A 3,785-nucleotide genomic window follows, 5' to 3' on the forward strand; every position below is an offset into this window, starting at 1 on the left:
CGGAAGCCGCTCCACTTTGAGCCGCTAAGATACCAGGCGTTTGTACACTTAAATCAAACGTACTCAATCCGTTTTGCTGATTACCATCGGTATCACATTGAATAATGTCTTCTAAATCAGTCGGCACTTCCGGTCTTGGGTTTACATTTAATTCCAGCATCATCACACGTACACAACCCGTGGTGTTATGCTCGGCTCGAACATAAACAAACTGTTGCCATGGTAAGATACTTAAGTAAGAAAGTGGTAAATCATTATTTCCGTCCAATGCCTCTTGCTCGGTTTCGTGGAAGCTAACAGTAATATCACTTGCTCCATTGAGTAAGTCCGGAATAAGTGCTCCTAAATCAAAAGTAGCTAATCCATCGTTGTTATCATCACACAAGGTAATGGGGTTGATTGGAATTAACAATGTCGGAAGTGGCTCAACTCGTAAATCCAATGTCGTGGTTGAATAACATCCCGTTACCGGATTAAGCACCCGAACATGGAGGGTTTGAACATTGGTTACGTTGGTATATAAAGTTGGTAAGGCATTAGTGCCTTGTTGTGCTTGAAGTAACGTAAAATGGAAAGTAACCTCCAGACCCTCTTGTGTGCCTACAATCTCACCTATGGATTGCGTTAAATCAAATTCTTCCTGCTCATCGCCCGGATTATTATCATCACACAAACTTAATGGCGTTGGTAAATTGGCTATCGGTAAAGGATTAACAACTAATTCCAATGGTGCTACATCAAAACATCCCGTAGCATTTATCACTACACGAACCCAAACCGCTTGAGTAGAACTGCTGTATAGTGTTGAAAGCTGTGGCGTACCAATGATTGCCTCTGCTTCATTCGAATGGAAAGTTACGGTATGTAAACTAGGGTCTAAGCCGTCTAATATATTACTTAAACGTGAAGCTAAATCAAATACCTGAATACCATCCGTATCATCATCACACAATTCATAATCATCCGGTGTGGTATTAATTACCGGGAACGGATTCACAATCAAATCAAAGGTGGTAATCGATGGACAATCCGTCGCTCCCGTATTAATCACTCGAACATAAATGGTTTGAAGCCATGGATTAATCGATAAATAATTGGCAGAATTCGGTATCGGTGCTCCTCCTAATTGGGCATCAACCAATGTTTCATGGTACGATACCGTCAAACCTGTTGCTCCTCCTGTAATAATGCTTTCGGTTTGAGCTAAATCAAATCGACTTATACCGTCATTATTATCATCACAAAGTACTAAATCAGGATGAGTGAAAATAAGTGGAGCCGGAGCCACCGTTACTGTAGCTGTTTGATTAAGCGGTACCGAACAAACCGGACTGGTACTGGTGAAAACACCTATTAACTCATAAATAGTTGTGGTAGTATAGGTATCAGTAATGGTAAACACGCCCGAAGCATCGATACTTTGGGTTTGTACTCCTCCTATCCCATTTACTGTATATTCTATCGTAGTACCCGGAGTGGCGGTAAAAGTTATCGTTGCTTCTCCCGTTGGACAAATAGTCACATCACCACTCACACTTGCTGTTGGTAAAGGCAACAAGGTTACCGTTCCTGAAGCACTTGCTGAAATACATCCTGTTACTGTATCGGTAATTACTACACTATAATTTCCGGCTTCTGTAGTAGTAAAACTAGCTACATTGCCCGGATTTGGTCCGGTTGGAACTGTCCATACATAATCATAAGTACCCGGCGTAGTTGGTGTAGCGGTTAGCGTAGCTAAATCTCCTGCACAAACTGTTGGAGAATTTACCGTTACTATTGGATTAGGATGAATGGTTACTGTTCCCGAAGCACTCGCTGAGAAACAACCTGTTACCGTATCAGTGATAATCACACTGTAAACTCCCGCTACTGTGGTGGTAAAACTCGCAACATTACCCGGATTAGGTCCTGATGGAACAATCCATGCATAATCATAACTACCTGCTACTCCCGGTGTTGCCGTTACTGTAGCGGCTACTCCATCACAAACACTTGGGCTATTCACCGTTACTGTTGGATTAGGATTTATTGTTACTGTTCCCGAAGCACTCGCCGAGATACAACCCGTTATCGTATCGGTGATAATCACACTATACACTCCCGCTACTGTGGTGGTAAAACTCGCTACATTACCCGGATTAGGTCCTGATGGAACAATCCATGCATAATCGTAACTGCCCGCTACTCCCGGTGTGGCAGTAACGGTGGCTGATGTACCATCACATACGGATGGACTATTGACTGTTACCGTTGGATTGGGGTTGATTGTTACTGTTCCCGAAGCACTCGCTGAGATACAACCTGTTGTGGTGTCGGTGATAATCACACTGTAAACTCCCGCTACTGAGGTGGTAAAACTCGCCACATTACCCGGATTAGGTCCTGATGGAACAATCCATGCGTAATCGTAAGTCCCTGCTACTCCCGGTGTGGCAGTAACTGTGGCCGGTGTGCCTTCACACTCCGTTGGACTATTAACTGTTACTGTTGGATTGGGATTGGAGGTCACCGTACCTGATGCACTCGTGGAGATACATCCTGTTACCGTATCGGTGATAATCACACTGTAAACTCCCGCTACTGTGGTGGTAAAAATCGCTACATTACCCGGATTAGCTCCTGATGGCACAATCCATGCATAATCATAACTACCTGCTACTCCCGGTGTTGCCGTTACTGTAGCAGCCGCTCCATCACATACACTTGGGCTATTGACCGTTACTGTTGGATTGGGGTTGATTGTTACTGTTCCCGAAGCACTCGTGGAGACACATCCCGTTACCGTATCGGTGATAATCACACTGTAAACTCCCGCTACTGTGGTGGTAAAACTCGCTACATTACCCGGATTAGGTCCTGATGGAACAATCCATGCATAATCGTAACTGCCCGCTACTCCCGGTGTGGCAGTAACCGTAGCAGAGGTACCATCACATACGGATGGACTATTGACTGTTACCGTTGGATTGGGGTTGATTGTTACTGTTCCCGAAGCACTCGCTGAGAAACAACCTGTTACCGTATCAGTGATAATCACACTATACACACCCGCTACTGTGGTGGTAAAACTCGCAACATTGCCCGGATTAGGTCCTGATGGAACAATCCATGCGTAATCGTAACTGCCTGCTACTCCCGGCGTGGCAGTAACTGTGGCCGGTGTGCCTTCACACTCCGTTGGACTATTAACTGTTACTGTTGGATTGGGATTGGAGGTCACCGTACCCGATGCACTCGTGGAGATACATCCCGTTACCGTATCGGTGATAATCACACTATAAACTCCCGCAACTGTGGTGGTAAAACTCGCTACATTACCCGGATTTGGTCCTGATGGAACAATCCATGCATAATCATAACTACCTGCTACTCCCGGTGTTGCCGTTACTGTAGCGGCTACTCCATCACAAACACTTGGACTATTGACCGTTACTGTTGGATTAGGGTTTATTGTTACTGTTCCCGAAGCACTCGCCGAGAAACAACCCGTTACCGTATCGGTGATAATCACACTGTAAACTCCCGCTACTGTGGTGGTAAAACTCGCTACATTGCCCGGATTTGGTCCTGATGGAACAATCCAAACATAATCATAACTGCCCGCTACTCCCGGTGTGGCAGTAACCGTAGCCGAGGTACCATCACATTCCGTAGGGCTATTGACCGTTACTGTTGGAATAGGATTTACCGTGACAGTTATTGTAAAAGTATCTGTACAAATATTCGGTGAGGTACCAACTGAAGCCGTTACTGTATAAACTACATCTATTGGAGCAGTGGTT

At 45.0% G+C, this 3,785-nt stretch carries 1 protein-coding gene; it reads right to left on the reverse strand.

Going from position 1 to position 3,785, the window contains the following annotated elements; translation table 11 throughout:
- The coding region (locus EQG68_RS15090) for a beta strand repeat-containing protein (protein ID WP_394343619.1) at positions 1-3,785 on the reverse strand (3,785 nt) is incomplete at both ends.

The organism is Flavobacterium piscinae, from assembly GCF_004122145.1.
In the GTDB taxonomy this organism is placed as follows: Bacteria; Bacteroidota; Bacteroidia; order Flavobacteriales; family Flavobacteriaceae; genus Flavobacterium; species Flavobacterium piscinae.